The organism is uncultured Maribacter sp. (assembly GCF_963977385.1).
Taxonomy (GTDB): Bacteria; Bacteroidota; Bacteroidia; order Flavobacteriales; family Flavobacteriaceae; genus Maribacter.
Genome location: NZ_CAXBOU010000011.1, coordinates 1 through 16,256 on the forward strand (window position 1 = coordinate 1; position 16,256 = coordinate 16,256).

Below are 16,256 nucleotides of genomic sequence, written 5' to 3' on the forward strand. Positions count from 1 at the left end.
AATATTGCCTCAGATTAAAGAAGAATTTGTTTGTTTTTTACCTCAGTTCTTTGTTGAACTAAACCTAAAGGTAGCTTCAAGAAAATACCCTTCACTACCTTTAAGTATTATTCAATCCTTAAAGTCTAAATTATGAAAAAAAAGTAGTACTCTGATTGAACGGGCCTGTAAAATGGTTCCTGGGTTCTCTATCAATTATCAAAAGTTGGAGCGCTCTGTTGAATTGTCGGGGAAGAGTAAAAGTACACTTACCAATTACGCTCGTTGTCTTTCACATATGGTTTTGTATTTTGGCTGTAGTCCTTTGGAATTGGACCGTGAGCAGGTTCTAGACTATTTACATTACCAAAAAAAGCAGCACAAAACCCCCTCAGATAGCTTCTTTAAGCATACCGTTTATGGCCTTCGGTATTTGTATCGAGTTTATGATCTGCCCGAGCATCGGGTAGCATTGCCCTCCATAGAACAGCCAAAGAAACTCCCCGTAGTACTGAGCAGGGAAGAAGTAAAGTTACTGTTAAAGACCCCCAAGTTACACAAGCACCGCTTGCTATTGGCGCTGCTCTATGGTTGCGGTCTTCGCAATGCAGAGCTTCGCGGACTACATATTAAAGATGTAGATACGGATAGGTTACAACTCCATATACGCCAGGGTAAAGGTCGTAAAGACCGCTATGTACCCTTATGTAGTTTACTGGTTCGGGGCATACGGATTTATCTTGCTGCAGAGCGTCCCAAGCAATGGCTTTTCAATGGGAATGATACATCCGGCAAGCCTGTAGGCCTGTCTCCCAACGGCGTACAATGGGTGGTAAAACAAGCTAGGCAACATAGCGGCATCTTAAAAGAAGTGACTACCCATAGCCTGCGCCATACCTATGCTACGCATTTATTGGAAATGGGAATGGATATTATGAGTCTAAAAGACCTTTTAGGTCATGTAGACATCCAGACCACCATGGTGTACCTGCACGTGTCACAACAGGCCAAGTGCGCTGTTTTTAGTCCCTTGGAGAAGTTATACAGTTCGCAGTAATGCAGCGGCCCTTATATCAAGTGGCCGATGTATTGGAGCGTAATGAAGAACTGTTAGCACAGTATACAAGCAATACGTGGCAATTACGAACCTTGCATGCCTTGCGTAAATGTAGAACGGCAGCACTTGGCGGTCATATAGACCGTTGCAATAATACTCAATGCAAGCAGCTGCATCTAAGCTATAATAGTTGTCGCAATCGGCATTGCCCTAAGTGTCAAGGCCACCAACGGGAACAATGGATACAGGCAAGAGAAGCGGAACTGCTCAACGTGCCTTATTTTCATATAGTGTTTACCTTGCCCGATACGCTGAACCGGTTATGCCTATATGCACCAAAAGCGGTATATACAATTTTGTTCAAGACCGCATGGGGTGTTGTTCAAGATTTCGGAGGCAACTCGAAGTTCCTTGGGGCCACTATGGGCATGGTATCCATACTACATACTTGGGGTCAGAACCTAAGTCTCCATCCGCATTTGCATTGTATTGTACCAGGAGGTGGTGTTAGTGCCAATGGAAAATGGAAATATGCCAAGAACAAGGGGAAATACCTGTTCCCGGTAAAGGCAATGAGTAAGGTGTTTAGAGCTCGTTTTATAGCCAACCTGAGAACTGAACTTGATGAGCCGCAGTCCTATTACGATACCCTCTTCGCCAAGGATTGGGTAGTGTATGCCAAACGTCCTTTTGCAAGTCCAAACTATGTTTTGGAATACTTAGGTAGGTATACCCATAAGATTGCCATTAGCAATCACAGAATACAATCCCTTGCTAATGGTCGGGTTGGTTTTACGGGTAAGGACTATAGAAAAGGGGGCGCTAAAACAACTCTTAGTCTAAGCGATGCAGAATTTATACGGCGTTTTGCCTTGCACATACTGCCCAAGGGTTTTGTGCGCATACGCCACTATGGTATTTTGAGCAGTACAAAAAAGAAAATAGTACTACCGCTACTTTTGGCAGAAATGGGTGCGCCACCCAAAAAACAAGAATCACGACCTATTTTACACCGCAGATGCCCTAGGTGCAAAGTAGGTACTTTGGTCACGGTGTTTATGTTCGACAGCAGAGGACCGCCCAAACATTGGATCAAGAAACTGAAACAACAACATAGAACACCAAAAATTAAAACAGCGTAATGGCTGTACAGGACACCTAGTGACTAAAGTGAACGTTTTTATCAAAAAAGAAGGTTATTGCTAGCAACTAAAGACTCTGGAGCGCAAAAATTACCTATAATGTGTAAAAGGATGCGAAAATTGCACCGCTGCCAAAGCAGAAGCGACTTTAGATTACACACCTAATTCATATCAATCACCATAGGAATCTATGAGACCAAGCAACCGGTGTAGTTCAACACCACATTCATGCTGGGTCGTACCGACCGCACGAATGCTTAGTTATTGAACTAAACCTAAAGGTAGCTTCAAGAAAATACCCTTCACTACCTTTAAGTATTATTCAATCCTTAAAGTCTAAATTATGAAAAAAAAGTAGTACTCTGATTGAACGGGCCTGTAAAATGGTTCCTGGGTTCTCTATCAATTATCAAAAGTTGGAGCGCTCTGTTGAATTGTCGGGGAAGAGTAAAAGTACACTTACCAATTACGCTCGTTGTCTTTCACATATGGTTTTGTATTTTGGCTGTAGTCCTTTGGAATTGGACCGTGAGCAGGTTCTAGACTATTTACATTACCAAAAAAAGCAGCACAAAACCCCCTCAGATAGCTTCTTTAAGCATACCGTTTATGGCCTTCGGTATTTGTATCGAGTTTATGATCTGCCCGAGCATCGGGTAGCATTGCCCTCCATAGAACAGCCAAAGAAACTCCCCGTAGTACTGAGCAGGGAAGAAGTAAAGTTACTGTTAAAGACCCCCAAGTTACACAAGCACCGCTTGCTATTGGCGCTGCTCTATGGTTGCGGTCTTCGCAATGCAGAGCTTCGCGGACTACATATTAAAGATGTAGATACGGATAGGTTACAACTCCATATACGCCAGGGTAAAGGTCGTAAAGACCGCTATGTACCCTTATGTAGTTTACTGGTTCGGGGCATACGGATTTATCTTGCTGCAGAGCGTCCCAAGCAATGGCTTTTCAATGGGAATGATACATCCGGCAAGCCTGTAGGCCTGTCTCCCAACGGCGTACAATGGGTGGTAAAACAAGCTAGGCAACATAGCGGCATCTTAAAAGAAGTGACTACCCATAGCCTGCGCCATACCTATGCTACGCATTTATTGGAAATGGGAATGGATATTATGAGTCTAAAAGACCTTTTAGGTCATGTAGACATCCAGACCACCATGGTGTACCTGCACGTGTCACAACAGGCCAAGTGCGCTGTTTTTAGTCCCTTGGAGAAGTTATACAGTTCGCAGTAATGCAGCGGCCCTTATATCAAGTGGCCGATGTATTGGAGCGTAATGAAGAACTGTTAGCACAGTATACAAGCAATACGTGGCAATTACGAACCTTGCATGCCTTGCGTAAATGTAGAACGGCAGCACTTGGCGGTCATATAGACCGTTGCAATAATACTCAATGCAAGCAGCTGCATCTAAGCTATAATAGTTGTCGCAATCGGCATTGCCCTAAGTGTCAAGGCCACCAACGGGAACAATGGATACAGGCAAGAGAAGCGGAACTGCTCAACGTGCCTTATTTTCATATAGTGTTTACCTTGCCCGATACGCTGAACCGGTTATGCCTATATGCACCAAAAGCGGTATATACAATTTTGTTCAAGACCGCATGGGGTGTTGTTCAAGATTTCGGAGGCAACTCGAAGTTCCTTGGGGCCACTATGGGCATGGTATCCATACTACATACTTGGGGTCAGAACCTAAGTCTCCATCCGCATTTGCATTGTATTGTACCAGGAGGTGGTGTTAGTGCCAATGGAAAATGGAAATATGCCAAGAACAAGGGGAAATACCTGTTCCCGGTAAAGGCAATGAGTAAGGTGTTTAGAGCTCGTTTTATAGCCAACCTGAGAACTGAACTTGATGAGCCGCAGTCCTATTACGATACCCTCTTCGCCAAGGATTGGGTAGTGTATGCCAAACGTCCTTTTGCAAGTCCAAACTATGTTTTGGAATACTTAGGTAGGTATACCCATAAGATTGCCATTAGCAATCACAGAATACAATCCCTTGCTAATGGTCGGGTTGGTTTTACGGGTAAGGACTATAGAAAAGGGGGCGCTAAAACAACTCTTAGTCTAAGCGATGCAGAATTTATACGGCGTTTTGCCTTGCACATACTGCCCAAGGGTTTTGTGCGCATACGCCACTATGGTATTTTGAGCAGTACAAAAAAGAAAATAGTACTACCGCTACTTTTGGCAGAAATGGGTGCGCCACCCAAAAAACAAGAATCACGACCTATTTTACACCGCAGATGCCCTAGGTGCAAAGTAGGTACTTTGGTCACGGTGTTTATGTTCGACAGCAGAGGACCGCCCAAACATTGGATCAAGAAACTGAAACAACAACATAGAACACCAAAAATTAAAACAGCGTAATGGCTGTACAGGACACCTAGTGACTAAAGTGAACGTTTTTATCAAAAAAGAAGGTTATTGCTAGCAACTAAAGACTCTGGAGCGCAAAAATTACCTATAATGTGTAAAAGGATGCGAAAATTGCACCGCTGCCAAAGCAGAAGCGACTTTAGATTACACACCTAATTCATATCAATCACCATAGGAATCTATGAGACCAAGCAACCGGTGTAGTTCAACACCACATTCATGCTGGGTCGTACCGACCGCACGAATGCTTAGTTATTGGCAACAGTTATTTAATGTATACATCCCATATAAATTTCTCCAAATCTTTCTTTTACATTTTCCTTTAGTTCATTGTCGCAAAATTCAGAAATATAAAGTCCATAAGGTTCTGTCATTTTCATAGGAAAACCATCTCCTGTTTCAAAACGTTCCATATCAATTTCTCCAAGAAGATTATATCTAATTCCAGCCCATAATTCAAAACCTAATTCTATATCTAAATCAGGTTCGTAACCAGAATTATCGCCTGCTTTTACTTTTTTGTCAATAATTTTTAATTGCTCAAGTAACATTGTAGAACAAGAATGAGCAACTAAATCAGCGAGTTGAATTCCTTTAAATTTTTTTGAATCTAATTCTAAATTTAATTCATAGGTTTTCAACCCAATTTCCCTTGCATATTCTTTTCCTGCATTTACGTTTCTAAAATAATTTTGGTCAACATAAATTTCAATATTCTTTCCAAATTCGTTTGAGTTGATTATTTTCTTAAGACCTTTAAAAGTCTCTATTCCAATATTTGGTCTTTCCTCAATTGGTAAAACAACAAGTCCAATTTTACATACTGAAGAAATGATATTTTTTAAATCATTTCTTACATTCAACATTTTAGGATGCTTTCTGTAGTTTAACCCGCTTTTGAATTCATAATTTTCAGGGTCGAATCCGTTATTTTTTAGACTTTCAGAAATTCGGTTTTCAATATTTTCTTTGGTTACAACTATTCCACTAACAACAAAATTACCTCTTTCGTGAACGGAATCATCAATGTATATTTTCGTCATTTTTGTCTTAATTGTTGCCAACGATTGTATATATGTACAATTACATATATACCCCAATATCTAGGAATATATGTAATTATCTATTTTGTCTGCTCACTAATATTGTACTAAAGAATAAACCTACAATTAACATCTCACATTCCATTACGGAAAACCATAATCGCTATAAAATCTATGGAGGTATTTGGTTATTCATAGAACTCAGAAGAAAATTTCCTTAAAAATAGAGAACCGACCAAGTAGTCGGTTTTTTACTTGTAGAATGCGTTTTTAATTGTTGATAGTAACGACGGCAATCGCAATTGTATCGATAAAATGCAAAGAGTAATAAGTTTAGAAGGTGTTTTTGATAATAAACAAACTAGGTGGTTTGTTTTTTGATCGGTTAAACCGAGCTGTTTTAGAACAAACTTTGCTGTTTAAACGGACTCTCATGGTTCAATAACCACTGTTTTCTGTGTAAGCCTCCTGCATAGCCTGTTAAAGAACCATCAAGACCAATAACCCTATGGCAAGGTATAACAATCCATAACGGATTACGAGCATTTGCCGAGGCGGCAGCTCTAATTGCCTTTGGATCTCCTAAAGATTTTGCAAGTTCTAAATAAGATGTAGATTTCCCGTATGGTATGTTTTGCAACGCTACCCAAACCTTCTTTTGAAATTTTGTTCCTTCAGGGTTCAGCTTTAGAACGAAGTTGGTCCTTATCCCTTCAAAATATTCGTTTAATTGATAAACGGCATCTTCTAAAGATTCAGGTATAACATCGGTAAGGGGTTCATCAGAATTAAGAACGGTTATAGAGGACAGACCATCAGCATCACCAATAATTTTGGCAACGCCTAGGGGAGTATTTATAAAAGCAATATCCTCTTCCATGGTATTCTTGAAGTTTATTCGTCTGGCGAAGTAGGCTTTTCGATCACTCCGGTTGCCTGAGCGCGTTTTTCCCAATTTTTACGAGCAAGACTCTGCAAATCGGCAATATTGTCGCTCTCGTCCATTATTTCGAGTCCTAGTAGCGTTTCTATGACATCTTCCATAGTTACTATTCCACTAACAGAACCATATTCATCTACAACCAATGCAATTGCTTCACGTTTTTCAATGAATATTTCGAATAGGGTAGGTATAGGAGTACTTCTACGGGTTACTAGAATTTCGCGCTTAATATCTTTCAACGGAATTTCTCCGTTCTGATCGATCATTTCTTCAAGAACATTATCCTTCAAAACAAAACCAGTAATATTATCGATGTTCTCAGTATAAACGGGAATTCTAGAAAATCGCAATTTGGGATTATCGGCGAAGAAATCTGCAATCGTTTTTTCGTCAGAAGCTACTTTCATTACAGCTCTAGGAGTCATAATATCTTTTACCAAAACTTCATCGAACTTTAATAAGTTTTTAATGATGGTAGATTCAGATTTTTCAAATACACCTTCTTCATGCGCCATATCGGTCATAGCATGAAAATCTTCTCTGCTTAAAACACTACCATGGTGTTTGCCGCCACCGACCATTTTGGTAAAAAGGCGTAATAACCACAACAAACCGGTATACTTCAAACCTAAAACCATAATTTTTAAGGTTTTGGTTGAAAAGTTGGCTAGTTGTTTCCAGTATGTAGCTCCAATAGTTTTTGGTATTATTTCAGAAGCTACAAGTATAAGAATGGTCATGATGGTAGAAACTACCCCAACCATTAAATCTTCAGAAAACGTTATACCAAGTATTGTTTTAGTTTCGCTACCGTATAGTTCGGCGTAAGCTACCTTCGCTTGTACACCTACCAAAATTGCACCAACAGTGTGGGCAATAGTATTTATGGTTAAAATAGCAATTAAAGGTTGATCTACATCTTTTTTAAGTGCCTCTAAGGTTTTAGCATAAGCATGACCTTCTTTCTTTTTTACATTTATGAAAGTTGGAGTTATACTCAATAATACCGCTTCTAATATAGAACACAGAAATGAGAAGAAAATAGAAATAAACGCGTAAAAAAGTAATAAGCCCATAGGGTTGATTTATAAATCGAAGATATTAATAAAATAACTAAGGTTTGTGCTGTTTTGACGTATCAAATGCCTGATATAATATTTGTTGGATGGATGAACGAATATTAAGTTCGTAAATATTGCGATTTTCACGAGTAGGATAGACTCTATTCGAGAGGAATATAAAAACCAATTGATTTTCTGGATCTGCCCATACAAATGTTCCTGTGAAACCACTGTGTCCAAAACTAGTTGCACTTACCTCTGGTGCAGGGTAAGCATCTGCCAAAGTAAATTGATCATTATTCAAATATGGCTTATCGAAACCTAAACCTCTTCTATTTTCATTATCCGGAAACTGTACATGGGTAAACTCTTTTAACGTCTTTTCTGAAATATATCGTTTTCCGGCATAAAGTCCGTTTTGCATAAACATTTGCATAATAATGGCTAAATCATCGGCAGTACCAAATAAACCTGCATTGCCTGAAATGCCTCCTAATAACGATGCATTTTCATCATGTACCCAACCTTGTGTTAGGGTATGTCTAAATATAGTATCCTCTTCAGTTGGGACAATCTTATTCGAGAAATCTTTAGTACTTGGTAAAAATCCAAAAGTTTTCATACCAAGTGGTTTATAAAATTCTTGGTCCATATATTCAGCATAGGGCATTCCTGTAATCTGAGAAATCAATTCGGGAAAAATGAGAAATGTTAAACCTGAATACTTGTATTTTTTATCTTCTGAAACTTCAGAACGATTAATTATTCTGTACATTTTTCTGTTGAATCTATTTTTAACATAAATACCTTCAAATGCTACATTGCTAAATTTATTATTAGCCCTCTTACGAAAAAATCTTTTTTTAAACCGACCGTTATTTTTCAAAGTTTCTCCAAGAAAAACAATATAGGGTTGTAAGCCAGCCTGATGTGCTAAAATTTCTCTAAGCGTTATATTTCTCTTGTCTTTTTGCCTTTTCCAAGGTTTCCAATAAGAGCTAAAAGGTTTGTCTACATCTAATCTACCTTCATCTACCAATTTCATTATTGCAGGTAACGGACCTAATATTTTGGTTACCGATGCTAAGTCGTAAATATCATTTAGAGCAACTGGCTGTATACTATCATAGGTGTGAAAACCGTAAGCATTATGAAAAATAATGTTCCCCTTTTTGGCAATCAAAACCTGTACTCCAGGAAATGCATTATTTTTTATACCGTTTGTTATTATGCTATCTACATTTTGATAAATGAGGACGGAGTCTAACTCAAAAGCAGCTAATGATGATGTTTGTAAACTAGAACCAACCGGAAGTAATAACTGACCAGTGTTCTCTTCTTGCGCAACAAGAACCCAGCTTAATAAACCAAATAGTATAAAAAATAATTTATTCATTATAGGGTGTAAAAAATTATCCTAGAATCCTTACAGCATCCTTAGCAAAGTAACTAGCAATTATATTTGCACCCGCACGTTTAATGGCGGTTAGTTGTTCCATTACTACAGCATCATGGTCTAGCCAACCCTTTTCTGCTGCTGCTTTTACCATGGCGTATTCACCAGAAACCTGATAAACGGCAACAGGAACATCCACTTCGTTTTTAATTTCACGTACAATATCTAAATAACAAAGTCCAGGTTTTACCATGACAATATCTGCTCCTTCTTCAATATCCAGTTGTGTTTCACGAATAGCTTCAAACCTGTTCGCGAAATCCATTTGATATGTTTTTTTATCCTTAGGCACATTTTTTATATCTACTGGTGCAGAATCTAAAGCATCCCTAAACGGACCGTAAAATGCACTGGCATATTTGGCGCTGTACGCCATAATACCGGTATTTAAATAACCTTCATCTTCTAAAGCTTCTCGAATACTAAGTATGCGACCGTCCATCATATCACTAGGAGCAACAAAATCGGCACCAGCTTTGGCATGAGAAACACTCATCTCTGTCAAAACTTCAACACTTTCATCATTTAGAATAAGACCGTCTGAAACTATACCATCATGGCCGTAAGAAGAATATGGGTCTAGGGCAACATCGGTCATTACTAACATTTCTGGACAAGCATTTTTAACCGTTTTAATAGCTAACTGCATTAATCCGTTTTCATTTAAAGCTTCTGAACCTTGATTATCCTTTAGGTTATCGGGCACTTTTACAAAAAGTAAAACAGAACGTAAACCCATTTTCCAAAGTTCTTTCACTTCTTTAGTTAAATTGTCCAAACTGAGACGGTAATAGTTAGGCATTGAAGCGATTTCCTCTTTAATACCTTTGCCTTCAACTACGAAAAGCGGGACTAAAAAATCATTCGGGGTAATGATAGTTTCTCTTACCAAACTACGAATAGCTTCTGAATTTCTAAGTCTTCTATTTCTAATTAGTGGGTACATAATTCTATTTTTTTCAATATTTATTCAGATTCTTTACTTTTTCTGATAATGTTTTTTAACCGTGCTTTTCTTAGCTCAGCTTCTTTTTTCAATTTGTTCTTCTTTCTATCCATTAGCTTGGCATGCTTTGCTTTGTTCAATGTATTTTTAGCCTTGCCTTTTTTTGCCATATCCGAATATTTATATGCAAACTCTTTCTTGCTTTTTCTCTGCAAAGTCTAGACTTTACTTAATCAAAGCATATGTATCTTGAAGTTTCTACAAAAATAGGTGAATTTGAATAATAGCTACAGTCGTTATTACTTATTTTTATGGGGGTAGCGGCTAAATGATTCTTGATGCAGAAATTCAGTGAAATTTTACAATTCAAATATACCTGGCGTAACTAACAACAAAAGTTTTTAGAAGGTTTTCAAGAACATATAAAATATGAGCACTTACATGTTATAGCGCCACCTGGTTTGTGGAAAACTATACTCGGACTTGAAATATTAATACGTAAAGGAAAGCCAACATTAGTACTTTCAACAACCTTAACCATTAGAAATCAATGGAGAAATAGGTCGTTGGAGTTGTTTACCCCAAATAGAAATTTCGATTTAATTTCTTATGAGTTGGTATATGCGTTAATCTGTTTTACAATAAATAAAGACAAGCCTGTGAAATTTGTCTAATTCAAATTTAAATGACTTAGACGATTTGAATAAGAATAATTACCGCTATTTTGTAAGTGAAGTTATATGAAATAATTAAAATTCTTATTCGCTGGTGTAACTTTTTGATAATTTTAAACACGTATTAGACATCTCAATACTAACCTTGAAAACCAATTAAACTATGCTTTCAATAACCAATTTAAACAAAACGTATCCGAACGGAACACAAGCCTTAAACAATGTTAATCTAGAAATAGGTAAAGGCATGTTTGGACTTTTAGGTCCAAATGGGGCAGGTAAATCTACCTTAATGAGAACTATTGCTACATTACAATTAGCAGATAGCGGACATATAAAATTCAACGACATTGATGTTTTTGAAGAACCAGATGAGGTTAGAAAATTATTGGGTTACTTACCTCAAGATTTTGGAGTCTATCCAAAAGTATCAGCAGAAATGATGTTAAACCATATTGCAAAAATTAAGGGTATACAAAGTAAAACTGACCGAAAAGGATATGTCGCAGATTTATTGAATAAGGTAAACCTCTACAAATTCCGTAAGCGTAATCTTGGTGATTATTCTGGTGGTATGAGACAGCGATTTGGTATAGCTCAGGCCTTGATCGGTAATCCTAAATTAATAATTGTAGATGAACCAACTGCAGGTCTGGATCCATTAGAACGTAACCGTTTTCATAATTTATTAAGTGAACTTGGTGAAGATGCCGTAGTAATATTATCAACACATATTGTCGACGATGTTATTAATCTTTGTACAAATATGGCAGTATTTAATGAGGGTAGTGTAGTGGTGCAGGGTCATCCGTTAGAACTCTCAAATACATTAAATAACAAAGTATTCCGTAAAAACATTGCTAAGGAAGAAGTTGAAAAATACCAGTCAGAATATAATGTATTATCCACTTATTTACGTAGTGGCAACCTATATGTAAATGTGTACGCAGAAGGCGTGCCAGGTGAAGGGTTTGAAGAAGTTGCCAATAATTTAGAAGACTTCTATTTCTATAGTATTAACCAACCTCAAACTGTTTAATATGAAAGAAATATTCTTATTTGAGCTAAAGTATAGGCTTCGACGACCGGTCACTTATATCTACATAATTATCATGTTTCTAATACCTTTCTTACTTGGGGTATTTGCAGAATCTGCTACTGCAGAATTCACCAATAGCCCTAGTGCTATTGTAAGTGTTCTTGGTGGATTAAGTACTATAGCGTTGTTCTTTTATGCTGCTATTATGGGTGTACCTGTGTATAGAGATGAAGAGCATAAAACTGCACAGACCTATTTTACTTTTCCTGTTTCTGAGAAAAGCTATATACTAGGTCGTTTTTGGGGTAGTTTTACTATTGTAACAATAATGAACATTGCAGCTATGTTTGGTGCTATGTTTGGCTTTGTACTTGGTGCTTTATTAGATAGGCCAGACTATGGTACCTATACTGATTTTAATTTTTGGTCTTACTTTTTTCCATTTTTATACTTATTGGTTTTTAATTCTTTTTTCATCGGTAGTCTTTTCTTCTGCCTGATGACATTTTTTAAAAGAATGTCAATTTTGTATTTAGGTGGTATTTTAATACTTATTGCAACCATATTATCGAGGCAATTATTATCTAGTTTAGATACCCAATGGCTTAGTATTTTTGTTGATCCTTTTGGGCAATCTGCTTATAGCTTTTTAACTAAATATTGGTCTGTAGACGAGTTAAATACCAACCAATTGGCTTTAACAGGTAAGTTTATGCTAAATCGTTTATTATGGTTGTCTTTAGGTATATTAATATTTGTCTTTACACTATTTAAATTTTCATATAAAGGGTTTTTATCCTCCAAGAAAAAGAAGAATGTAAAAGAAGATAATGATATAATAGCATCTTCAGAAACAATTAGTGTTGTTCAAGAATTCAGTAAAAAGGCAGAGCGACAAAGCTTATGGTCTTTAAGTAAAATAGAATTTTTATCTATAGTTAAAGAACCTGTATTTCTTGTATTGATTATTATTGGCATAATAGTAGCAGGTTTTATAACCTATCAAAATAATCAGTATAATGGTACACCATCCTTGCCGCTTACTAGATTTATGGTTTCTTATATAACTGGTGGTATAGCGATGCTTTCAACAGTTATTTTGATTATTTATTCTGGTGAAGCAGTGCATCGTACACGAAGTAATAAGACTTTTGAATTTTATGATGCGCTACCGGTAAGTAATACTACACTATATCTTTCAAAGATCATTTCGCTTATTGGTGTTGCCGTGTTGCTAACCTTAATCAATATACTAGTTGGTATTTTGTATCAAACAGGTAATGGGTATTTTGATTATGAATTGGGTATGTACCTGACTTATAATTTCACATCTCTTTTTCCGTCGTATGTTGCTATATTGTTATTGGCATTCTTTATTCATGTGCTGGTAAACAATAAATTTTTAGGCCATTTTATTGTAATTATAATTTATGCGGGTATACCAATGTTGGTAAGTTTAGTGTTGAAAACAAATAATCCACTTTTAGGTTTTGGAGAAACAACGCCTGATTTTATAAGTGACTTAAATGGATTCGGACATTACTTAACTGGTAAGTTTTGGTTGAACTTATATTGGATTCTTTTTACGTGCACATTGGCGGCTATTGGTAGTGTATTCTGGAGTAGAGGTTTCTATTCTTCGGCAAAAGAACGTTTAAAGTTAGCTAAGAGTAGGTTTAAAGGTAAAACAGTTGCATATACCTTGTTTTTCTTCTTTGCATTTATTTCTGTGGGTGCTTATAGCTTTTATAATTTAAAAGTTCTGAATCATTTAGAAGATGAAGATTACAGTGAGAAACTGATGGCAGATGCAGAAAAAGCTTATGGAAAGTATATAGATAAGCCTCATATACAAGTGTTGAGTATTAAGGCAGATATAGATATTTTTCCTAAAACACGTGGTGCTAATGCTAAAGGAGTTTTTAAAGTTGTAAACCCATCAAATCAGCCTATTGATACTATTTTAATGGAAATGGAATTTCCAATTAATGATAGTAAGATTACAAAGGTGCTTTATAATGATCAAGAGATTCAACCTTTTTTGAGTGACTCTTTATATAAATTGTTCATTTATAAATTACCTAATTCTTTACAGCCAAAAGATTCTGCCAATTTGGTAATTGAAACACAAGTTCGTACACACGGATTTGGAATGGATAGAGAAGTTGCAATTTTAAACAATGGCACATTTTTTAATAGTAGTATTTTTCCAACTTTTCACTTCGAAAGAAAATTAACAGAAAACGGAGTTCGAAAGAAATACGGTTTAGAAGAATTAGATTTTATTTATCCTCCTAGAACCGATAGCTTGGGGTTGAAAACAAATGGTATTAATGGGGATAGCAATTATGTTGATTTTGAAACTACAATTAGTACATCTAAAGGTCAAATAGCAGTAGCTCCAGGTGTTTTGATTGAAAAGTGGGATCATGACGACAGAAGCTATTTTAATTATAAAATGGAAAATAAATCTATTCAATTCTTCAATTTTGTATCTGCGGAATATGAAGTTAAAAAAGATGTTTGGATGGCGCCTAGTGGAAAGAAAGTGACTATTGAGATATACCACTCTCCTAAGCATGATAAGAATTTAGAATCTTTTGTCAAAGGAGTTAAAATTTCTTTAGCGTACAATTCTAAGAATTTTCATGAATATCCTTATTCTGTAATTAGAATTATCGAGTTTCCAGCTCATACCGTGTACGCACAGTCTTTTGCAACAACAATACCTTACTCAGAAGATTTCGGGTTTGTAGCTGATTTTTCTAATGAAGAAGATTTTAACTATGCTTTTAGTACTACATCCCATGAAATTGCACACCAATGGTGGGGGCATATTGTAACACCTAGTAATACTTCTGGAGCTAATATCATTTCAGAAACCTTAGCAGAGTATGTTTCGTTAATGACATTAAAGCAAGAATATGGTGAAAACGGTATTAAAGGGTTTTTAAAACCTTCATTAGATGCTTATCTATCTAGAAGATCATTCAGCTTTAAGCCTGAAAGACCATTAATAGATGTAGAGACCGCTCAGCATATTTGGTACCAAAAAGGATCAATGATTATGTATGATTTGCAAGATGTCATTGGTGAAGATGTTATAAATGCGGGACTTAAAACATTCTTGAATGAATACAAATATTTTGAAAAAGGAGTATATGCTACTTCCGAAGATTTGTATAAAGCTATTTATAATGTTACTCCAGATTCTTTAAAATATAAGGTTGATGATGGTTTTAAAGAGATTGTTCTTTATGAGAATCGTGTGATGGATGCTAAAACCAAAAAGCTAGATAATAGCAAATGGGAAACCACATTCACAGTCAACTCTAAGAAGATTTATTATGATGATACTGGTAAGGAAAAATTGGTAGACGAGAAAAAAAATCTTGTTGATATCGGTTTATTTGGAGAAGACATTACAGGTGACGATGGTGTTACTATCAAGAACCCGTTTTACTTTGAAATAAAGTGGCTTTCTGCAGGTGACAATACTTTTACTATAGTTACAGATGAAAAACCATTAAAAGCCGGTATAGACCCTTACAATAAATTAATTGATCGTAATTCTGATGATAATCTAGAGTCAGTAGAGGAGTAATTGATTTCTATTTAGTTAATAAAAACCTGTTCGTAAATGGCATTTGTCATGTAACGGACAGGTTTTCATGTTCAATATAAGTATCAAAAAAGGCGATTACTTGGATATAACACTAATTAGAAAATTTATATCTCTATTTCGCCAACCAAATAACAAACACCATATCCAGATATTTTTACTCTATCTCCGTGAAATTCACATTCTAATTCGCCACCACGTTCAGAAAGTTGTTTTGCCGATAATATTTTCTTGTTCAATTTCGCTGACCAATATGGTGTAAGTGTAGTATGTGCTGATCCGGTTACTGGATCTTCTGGAATGCCACATTGTGGTGCAAAAAAACGAGATACAAAATCTACATCGTTACCTTTTGCCGTAACAATAACTCCTCTACAATCCAATTTGTTTAATAGGTAGAAATCTGGTTGTATAGCTTCAATTTCTTCTTGAGAATTATAAATGAGTAGATAATCGGTTTTACCTTTAAAAGTTTCTGTTGGTTGTTTTCCTATCGCTTTTGAAATATTGATTTGTTCTGATACGGGAATTAAATCATCCGTAGGGAAGTCCAATGTTAAAAGTCCTGCGTGATTCTTTTGAACTAATAACTCTCCACTTCTAGGAGAAAAAAACCGAAGTGTATTTTCTGTAAAACCGTAATAGTTAAAGATAACAAAGGCTGTTGCTAGGGTAGCATGACCACATAGGTCAACTTCAATTTCTGGCGTAAACCAACGAAGTTCATAATGGTCATTTTTATGTACTGCAAAAGCGGTTTCAGCTAAGTTATTTTCTGCCGCTATTGTTTGCATCAATTCAGTATCTAACCAGTTGTCAAGTATGCAAACTGCTGCCGGATTTCCGCCGTATAATTTGGTAGTAAAGGCGTCTATTTGATATATTTTCTGTTTCAT

The 16,256-nt window shown here is 36.3% G+C and carries 13 protein-coding genes; 6 read left to right on the top strand and 7 right to left on the bottom strand.

Annotation, left to right across the window (positions count from 1 at the left end; genetic code table 11):
- Positions 1-205: 205 nt before the first annotated feature.
- The 4 genes from AAC084_RS12255 (at position 206) to AAC084_RS12270 (ending at position 4,567) form a co-directional block, all read left to right on the top strand.
- Positions 206-1,036, top strand: coding sequence for a tyrosine-type recombinase/integrase (locus AAC084_RS12255; protein ID WP_339840494.1), 831 nt, complete (start codon positions 206-208; stop codon positions 1,034-1,036).
- The gene (locus tag AAC084_RS12260) at positions 1,036-2,178 is read left to right on the top strand and encodes an IS91 family transposase (RefSeq protein WP_339840495.1); all 1,143 of its coding nucleotides are present in this window, start codon (positions 1,036-1,038) and stop codon (positions 2,176-2,178) included. The genes AAC084_RS12255 and AAC084_RS12260 overlap by 1 nt, the downstream gene beginning before the upstream one ends.
- Positions 2,179-2,594: 416 nt before the next feature.
- Positions 2,595-3,425 (top strand): tyrosine-type recombinase/integrase, encoded by an 831-nt coding sequence (locus AAC084_RS12265; RefSeq protein ID WP_339840494.1) that lies wholly within the window; start codon positions 2,595-2,597, stop codon positions 3,423-3,425.
- The gene (locus tag AAC084_RS12270; RefSeq protein WP_339840495.1) at positions 3,425-4,567 is read left to right on the top strand and encodes an IS91 family transposase; all 1,143 of its coding nucleotides are present in this window, start codon (positions 3,425-3,427) and stop codon (positions 4,565-4,567) included. Before AAC084_RS12265 ends, AAC084_RS12270 begins: the two co-directional genes overlap by 1 nt.
- A 278-nt stretch (positions 4,568-4,845) precedes the next feature.
- Here the strand turns inward: AAC084_RS12270 and AAC084_RS12275 are convergent, their stop codons facing one another.
- From AAC084_RS12275 to AAC084_RS12300, 6 genes are all read right to left on the bottom strand, one after another.
- Entirely contained in the window at positions 4,846-5,619 is a 774-nt protein-coding gene (locus AAC084_RS12275) for a DUF3800 domain-containing protein (RefSeq protein WP_339840496.1), read from the bottom strand.
- Between the two features lie 400 nt (positions 5,620-6,019).
- Positions 6,020-6,499 (bottom strand): methylated-DNA--[protein]-cysteine S-methyltransferase, encoded by a 480-nt coding sequence (locus tag AAC084_RS12280; protein WP_339840497.1) that lies wholly within the window; start codon positions 6,497-6,499, stop codon positions 6,020-6,022.
- Between the two features lie 14 nt (positions 6,500-6,513).
- The gene (locus AAC084_RS12285; protein WP_339840498.1) at positions 6,514-7,638 is read right to left on the bottom strand and encodes a hemolysin family protein; all 1,125 of its coding nucleotides are present in this window, start codon (positions 7,636-7,638) and stop codon (positions 6,514-6,516) included.
- 37 nt (positions 7,639-7,675) lie between these two features.
- Positions 7,676-9,019, bottom strand: a complete 1,344-nt coding sequence (locus tag AAC084_RS12290; RefSeq protein WP_339840499.1) for a serine hydrolase — start codon at positions 9,017-9,019, stop codon at positions 7,676-7,678.
- A 16-nt stretch (positions 9,020-9,035) separates the two neighbouring features.
- The gene (gene hemB / locus AAC084_RS12295) at positions 9,036-10,025 is read right to left on the bottom strand and encodes a porphobilinogen synthase (RefSeq protein ID WP_339840500.1); all 990 of its coding nucleotides are present in this window, start codon (positions 10,023-10,025) and stop codon (positions 9,036-9,038) included.
- Between the two features lie 20 nt (positions 10,026-10,045).
- Positions 10,046-10,195: a hypothetical protein gene (locus AAC084_RS12300; protein ID WP_339840501.1), complete on the bottom strand. Its 150-nt coding sequence runs from the start codon at positions 10,193-10,195 to the stop codon at positions 10,046-10,048.
- A 667-nt stretch (positions 10,196-10,862) separates the two neighbouring features.
- Between AAC084_RS12300 and AAC084_RS12305 the strand changes: the two genes are divergently transcribed.
- Both AAC084_RS12305 and AAC084_RS12310 read left to right on the top strand, forming a co-directional pair.
- Positions 10,863-11,738 carry an ABC transporter ATP-binding protein gene (locus AAC084_RS12305; protein ID WP_339840502.1) on the top strand — a complete coding sequence of 292 codons (876 nt, stop codon included), beginning with the start codon at positions 10,863-10,865 and terminating at the stop codon, positions 11,736-11,738.
- 1 nt (position 11,739) lies between these two features.
- Entirely contained in the window at positions 11,740-15,342 is a 3,603-nt protein-coding gene (locus AAC084_RS12310; RefSeq protein WP_339840503.1) for a M1 family aminopeptidase, read from the top strand.
- 125 nt (positions 15,343-15,467) lie between these two features.
- Here AAC084_RS12310 and AAC084_RS12315 read toward each other — a convergent pair whose 3' ends face one another.
- Positions 15,468-16,256, bottom strand: a complete 789-nt coding sequence (locus tag AAC084_RS12315; protein ID WP_339840504.1) for a PhzF family phenazine biosynthesis protein — start codon at positions 16,254-16,256, stop codon at positions 15,468-15,470.

Coding starts and splice junctions, on each gene's coding strand:
- AAC084_RS12270 (WP_339840495.1), top strand. CDS start 3,425: ATGCAGCGGCCCTTATATCAAGTGGCCGATGTATTGGAGCGTAATGAA.
- AAC084_RS12290 (WP_339840499.1), bottom strand. CDS start 9,019: ATGAATAAATTATTTTTTATACTATTTGGTTTATTAAGCTGGGTTCTT.
- AAC084_RS12280 (WP_339840497.1), bottom strand. CDS start 6,499: ATGGAAGAGGATATTGCTTTTATAAATACTCCCCTAGGCGTTGCCAAA.
- AAC084_RS12300 (WP_339840501.1), bottom strand. CDS start 10,195: ATGGCAAAAAAAGGCAAGGCTAAAAATACATTGAACAAAGCAAAGCAT.
- AAC084_RS12275 (WP_339840496.1), bottom strand. CDS start 5,619: ATGACGAAAATATACATTGATGATTCCGTTCACGAAAGAGGTAATTTT.
- AAC084_RS12305 (WP_339840502.1), top strand. CDS start 10,863: ATGCTTTCAATAACCAATTTAAACAAAACGTATCCGAACGGAACACAA.
- AAC084_RS12285 (WP_339840498.1), bottom strand. CDS start 7,638: ATGGGCTTATTACTTTTTTACGCGTTTATTTCTATTTTCTTCTCATTT.
- AAC084_RS12260 (WP_339840495.1), top strand. CDS start 1,036: ATGCAGCGGCCCTTATATCAAGTGGCCGATGTATTGGAGCGTAATGAA.
- AAC084_RS12315 (WP_339840504.1), bottom strand. CDS start 16,256: ATGAAACAGAAAATATATCAAATAGACGCCTTTACTACCAAATTATAC.
- AAC084_RS12310 (WP_339840503.1), top strand. CDS start 11,740: ATGAAAGAAATATTCTTATTTGAGCTAAAGTATAGGCTTCGACGACCG.
- hemB (WP_339840500.1), bottom strand. CDS start 10,025: ATGTACCCACTAATTAGAAATAGAAGACTTAGAAATTCAGAAGCTATT.